The sequence below is a fragment of the Arthrobacter sp. Cr_A7 genome (genome assembly GCF_029222765.1).
Taxonomy (GTDB): domain Bacteria; phylum Actinomycetota; class Actinomycetes; order Actinomycetales; family Micrococcaceae; genus Arthrobacter.
In genome coordinates, this window is record NZ_JARHXQ010000036.1 from 1 (window position 1) to 5,472 (window position 5,472).

6 protein-coding genes and 1 riboswitch are annotated in these 5,472 nt (G+C 65.9%); of the genes, 5 read left to right on the forward strand and 1 reads right to left on the reverse strand.

The genetic code is table 11. From position 1 onward, the window contains the following. Positions 1 to 1,830, reverse strand: a 1,830-nt coding sequence (gene thiC / locus P2Q66_RS01925; protein WP_275725132.1) for a phosphomethylpyrimidine synthase ThiC, incomplete at its 3' end; no start/stop codon positions are given. Beyond that, positions 1,825 to 1,932: riboswitch (TPP riboswitch) on the reverse strand. (Overlaps the previous gene by 6 nt.) Positions 1,933 to 2,008: 76 nt before the next feature. On the opposite strand from thiC, the gene P2Q66_RS01930 reads away from it, so the two are divergent. The 5 genes from P2Q66_RS01930 to P2Q66_RS01950 all read left to right on the forward strand — a co-directional run bounded on the left by P2Q66_RS01930 (position 2,009) and on the right by P2Q66_RS01950 (position 5,465). Then, on the forward strand, positions 2,009 to 3,091 hold the full coding sequence (locus tag P2Q66_RS01930) for an amidohydrolase family protein (protein WP_275725135.1): 1,083 nt from the start codon (positions 2,009 to 2,011) through the stop codon (positions 3,089 to 3,091). Positions 3,092 to 3,194: 103 nt separating this feature from the next. Continuing rightward, positions 3,195 to 4,070, forward strand: a complete 876-nt coding sequence (locus tag P2Q66_RS01935) for a VOC family protein (RefSeq protein WP_275725133.1) — start codon at positions 3,195 to 3,197, stop codon at positions 4,068 to 4,070. A gap of 94 nt (positions 4,071 to 4,164) precedes the next feature. After that, positions 4,165 to 4,605: a hypothetical protein gene (locus P2Q66_RS01940; RefSeq protein ID WP_275725134.1), complete on the forward strand. Its 441-nt coding sequence runs from the start codon at positions 4,165 to 4,167 to the stop codon at positions 4,603 to 4,605. Between the two features lie 205 nt (positions 4,606 to 4,810). After that, on the forward strand, positions 4,811 to 5,221 hold the full coding sequence (gene rpsP / locus P2Q66_RS01945; protein WP_079598982.1) for a 30S ribosomal protein S16: 411 nt from the start codon (positions 4,811 to 4,813) through the stop codon (positions 5,219 to 5,221). A 1-nt stretch (position 5,222) separates the two neighbouring features. Beyond that, positions 5,223 to 5,465, forward strand: coding sequence for an RNA-binding protein (locus P2Q66_RS01950; RefSeq protein WP_009359302.1), 243 nt, complete (start codon positions 5,223 to 5,225; stop codon positions 5,463 to 5,465). The last annotated feature ends 7 nt before the right edge of the window (positions 5,466 to 5,472 follow it).

Below are 5,472 nucleotides of genomic sequence, written 5' to 3' on the forward strand. Positions count from 1 at the left end.
ACGTCCCGCTGCCGGAACGTTCAGCTCCGGCAGGTACACCTTGGCCCCGGCGGCCATGAACTCCCGGCTCTTCGCGCGCATGCCTGAGGCCGCCTCGGCCAGGGCCGCCTGCGCCTCGGCAGACCCGTATTCGTCCCGGATGTCCTGGCTGATCCGCATGGAGCAGAACTTTGGCCCGCACATCGAGCAGAAGTGGGCAGTCTTGGCCGGTTCCGCGGGGAGCGTCTCGTCGTGGAAAGCTTCGGCCGTCACCGGGTCCAGGGACAGCGCAAACTGGTCCCGCCAGCGGAACTCGAAGCGTGCCTTGGACAGCGCGTCGTCCCGCTCGTGTGCCCCCGGGTGGCCCTTGGCAAGGTCGGCGGCGTGGGCGGCGATCTTGTACGTGATGACACCGGTTTTTACGTCGTCCTTGTTGGGCAGGCCCAGGTGTTCCTTCGGTGTGACGTAGCACAGCATGGCCGTGCCGTACCGGGCGATTTCCGTGGCGCCGATCGCTGACGTGATGTGGTCATAACCGGGAGCCACGTCAGTGACCAGCGGCCCCAGTGTGTAAAACGGTGCCCCCTTGCAGAGTTCCTGCTGCCGTTCGACGTTTTCCCGGACCAGGTGGAACGGAATGTGCCCCGGGCCCTCCACCATCACCTGCACGTCGTATTTCCAGGCCCGCTGGGTGAGCTCGGCCAGCGTGTCCAGCTCCGCGAACTGCGCGGCGTCATTGGCGTCCGCCGTAGCTCCCGGCCGCAGGCCGTCGCCGAGGGAAAACGCGACGTCGTACCTGGCGAAGATTTCACACAGCTCGTCGAAGTGTGTGTACAGGAAGTTTTCCTGGTGGTGGGCCAGGCACCAGCCCGCCATGATGGAGCCTCCCCGCGAGACGATGCCCGTGACCCGGTTGGCGGTCAGCGGAACATACCGGAGCAGGACGCCGGCGTGCACGGTCATGTAGTCCACACCCTGCTCGCACTGCTCGATCACGGTGTCGCGGAAAATCTCCCAGGTCAGCGCATTGGCTTCCCCGTTGACCTTTTCCAATGCCTGGTAGATGGGCACGGTGCCGATCGGGACGGGGGAGTTGCGGATGATCCACTCCCGGGTGGTGTGGATGTCATCGCCGGTGGACAGGTCCATCACGGTGTCGGCCCCCCACTGGGTGGCCCACTGCAGCTTGTCCACTTCCTCGGCAATGGAGCTGGTGACGGCCGAATTGCCGATATTGGCATTGATCTTGACCAGGAAGGCCTTACCGATGATCATCGGCTCTGACTCGGGATGGTTGATGTTGTTGGGAATGATGGCCCGGCCGGCCGCGACTTCACTGCGGACCAGCTCAACGTCGCAGTTCTCGCGCAGCGCCACGAAGCGCATCTCGGGGGTGATGATGCCCTGCCTGGCGTAGTGCATCTGCGTTACCGTCTTGCCCTCGACGGCGCGGCGGGGCACCGGCTGGGCCCCCTGCCACTCGGCGGAGGCTGCGCCGCGGCGGACAGCCGAGCGGCCGTCGTCGAGCAGGTTCCGCTCCCTGCCGCCGTACGCTTCGGTGTCGCCCCGCGCCACGATCCATTCGGACCGGAAGGGGCTGAGGCCGCGAACCGGATCGCTGCCCGGTCCGGCCGTCCGGTAGGTCCGGAAGGGCCCGTTCGGTTCCCCGTTGGGGGAAGGCTCCAGGGCAATTTCCGTTACGGGTACCCGGATTCCCGACTCTGCGTCTTCGATGAACGCAAGCGAATGCGACGTCAGGGACTGGGTGACCTGGCCTTCCGCCGCCCCACCGGCCACGCTTTCGCGGGACTGATTCAGGGCAGGGTTCAACTGTTCATTGGGTGTATTCAAGGAATACTCACTTCCTTCGCCGGCATTACCCGGACAGGTTCAACGGTCGCAGGCTGCGTCAGCCCGATCTCAGCCCCTGCAGGGGCACCCGTGTGGTCAGGAAGAAAGCTACCACAGCCTTCCGGGAGGGGCTTGTCACATGGCCGGTGCTAGCCTGACTGGCGGGAAAAGGAGTCCAATACCGGAGATCATCGAATTCAGCGGCCCGGTGCTTGCCGGGCCGGACAGCGAGCGGCGGGGCCTGTGGTCCATTGACGGGCTGTTGACCTTCAAACGCCCGCAGCAGGTGCCGGACAAGGTGCTGGAGGGCTGGGTCCTGCCAGGTTTTGTGGATGCCCACTGCCACATCGGGCTCGGACCCGGCGGCCCGGTGGACGCTGCTGCCGCCGAAGACCAGGCCCGGGCAGACCTGGCGGCCGGCACCATGCTGGTCAGGGATGCCGGCTCCCCGGCCGACACCCGCTGGATGCAGGGCGGCCGGGACTTCCCGGTGCTGATCCGCGCTGGACGGCACGTTGCCCGGACCCGCCGATATCTTCGCGGTTTCGCCGACGAGGTGGAACCGGAAGGCCTTGTTGAAGCCGTTCGCAAGCAGGCCCGCGACGGTGACGGCTGGGTCAAGCTCGTGGGGGACTGGATCGACCGCGGCATTGGCGACCTGGCGCCGTCCTTTCCCTCCGCCGTCGTGCGGGACGCGGTACAGGCGGCGCATGACGAAGGCGCCCGGGTCACCGCCCACTGCTTCGCTGAGGACACCCTGGACCAGATGCTGGACGCTGGCATCGACTGCATCGAGCATGCCACCGGACTCCTGCCCCGGCATCTTCCCCGGTTCGCCGAACAGGGAGTGCCGATCGTCCCCACACTCATCAACATCGCGACGTTCCCGGACATCGCCGCCAAGGCCCGGCCCAAGTTTCCGCGGTACGCGGACCACATGCTGGCGCTGTGGGAGCGGCGGATGGAGCGGGTGGCGGAAGCTTACGAGGCCGGCGTGAGGATCTTCGCCGGTACGGACGCCGGCAGCGTCCTCAACCACGGAAGAATCGCGGACGAGATTTTGGCCCTGCATGAGGCCGGACTGCCTATGGCTGCTGCACTGGACGCAGCCTGCTGGTCAGCCCGGAAGTGGCTCGGTGCGGACGGCCTGCACGAGGGGGCGCGCGCCGACGTCGTCCTCTGCAGCGAGGATCCGCTGACGGTACCCCGGACGGTCAGCCAACTCGCCCATGTGGTGCTGGGAGGCCGCATCATCCGCTAAGGATATTTCCGGGCCGAAGCACTTGGAATAAATTGAAGCTTCAAGTAATTTTAACTGTGACAGGCCGCCCCATCGCGACGGCCGCCAGCACAGGGAGCGTTCAATGACTGCAGAAGCAACCAGCCAGGATCTTCTTCCTGCCGACCTCACCATGGGCACCGTCATGCTCAAGGTCGGCGACATGAAGGTCATGACCGATTACTACCAGCGCGCCCTTGGCCTTGAAGTGGTCGCCGAACAGGACGGCGGGCTGTACCTGGGCCGGCTGCAAAAGCCGCTGGTCCATCTTGCGCCCGCGCCCGGGCTGAACCTCCCGGGCAGGGGAGAAGCGGGCCTGTTCCACACGGCCCTGCTGTTCGAGGACCAGGCCTCCCTCGCGGCGACCATCGCCACCGCCGCCCAATACGAGCCGCGGTCCTTCGCCGGGAGCGCCGACCACCTGGTCAGCGAGGCCTTCTACTTCAACGACCCCGAAGGCAACGGCATAGAGCTCTACTGGGACCGGCCCCGCAGCAACTGGTCCTGGAACGGAACCGACGTGGTCATGGACAGCCTGGCCCTGCCGCCGCAGCGGTACCTTGAGCAGCACCTGACGGAGGATTCCCTGGAAGGGCAGCACAGGACAACCGCAGGAGTGGGCCACGTCCACCTCCAGGTGGGTGACGTGCAGTCCGCGCGCGATTTTTACGTCGGTGTCCTTGGGTTCGAAAAAACGGCCGGATGGCATGGGCAGGCCCTCTTCGTCTCCGCCGGCCGTTACCACCACCACATGGCCATGAATGTCTGGAACAGCCGCGGCGCGGGGCCGCGCAAGGACACGCTGGGCCTCGGTGAAGTCCTCATCGAGGTGCCCGCGGGTGACGACGTCGGCGCGCTGGCGGACCGCCTGAAGCTCGCCGGCGTGCGGGCCCACCACACCGGAGCCGAACTGCGGTTTGAAGACCCCTGGCGGAACAGCATCCGGGTAGCGGCACGCTGACCCGGGCGTTCCCGTACTAGGCTGAACCCGAACGGCCGGGCGGCAGGCATTGCTCCCGGCCGGCACCACCGTCAACGGAAGAAGGGTACTTCCCATGGGCTTCACCGAGATCTTTGTTGCCACCCATGACGCCGCGCTCAAGCGTGCCGGCGTCCTGGACGAAGGCGGCAGTGCACCCGCCGTCCAGGCCGTCCGCATCCCGGGGATCAGTGATTTCGAAGTTGAACAGCTGGGGGACCTCGCCGGAACTGCCGTGCACGCCGGCGGTGCCGACTATGAACTGACCATGGTGGACGTGTCCAGCGATTCGCTGCTGGCCGTCCCACCGGCCATGGTCCGCGCCCTGGCGGACCTGCTCTCGTATGAAACCGAAGGCGAAGGCAACATCCTTGATGATGTTGCCGCGCAGTGGGCAGCCCAGGACGACATGCCCTTCGGCGCAGACCAGGCGCGGACCTACGTGCAGCAGCTGGCTGAACTGGCCGGCAGCGTCGACGATTCGGAGCGGACGGGGCTCTACGTCTGGTCCGCCTGAGCGGCCCGCCCCCGGCCATCTTCCGGCCGCCGCTGTGTCAAGTCGAAATCCCGTCGCTGATCTGGCACAATAAACAGGTACTCGATCTGCGTGGCCCCTCTCTCCGCGTCCGGATCCTGTCCTTCGAACCCGCAAGTACGGCCCGCCCCACGGGTGCAGAAAGCCGGGTTCACCCCCTTTTTCTGAAACAGGAGTGACCACAAAAGTGGCCGTAAAGATTCGCCTTAAGCGCTTTGGCAAAATGCGCGCACCGTACTACCGCATCGTTGTCGCCGACTCACGCACCAAGCGTGACGGCCGTGCCATCGAAGAAATCGGCAAGTACCACCCGACCGAAGAGCCCTCATACATTGAGGTCAACTCCGAGCGTGCCCAGTACTGGCTGTCCGTCGGCGCCCAGCCGTCCGAGCAGGTTGCAGCCATCCTGAAGATCACCGGTGACTGGCAGAAGTTCAAGGGCCTGCCGGGTCAGGAAGGCACCCTGAAGACCAAAGCTGAGAAGGAAGCCTTCGTTGCCCCGGAAAAGGGTTCCGTGATCATCCCGGAAGCCATCACCAAGAAGGCAGCCAAGTCTGACGCCGCCGAGGCCGAAGCAGAGACCACCGAGGCTGAGTAAATTGCTGGCAGACGCGCTGGAACACCTGGTCCGGGGAATCGTTGATTCCCCGGACGATGTCAAGGTCAGCTCGAAGAGCAACCGCCGCGGGGACACCCTCGAGGTGCGCGTTCACCAGGATGACCTCGGACGGGTGATCGGCCGCCAGGGCCGCACGGCACGCGCGCTGCGCACCGTTGTGGCAGCCCTGGCCGGCGGCGAACCGGTAAGGGTTGACGTCGTCGACACCGACCGCCGCCGCTGAGCGTCCG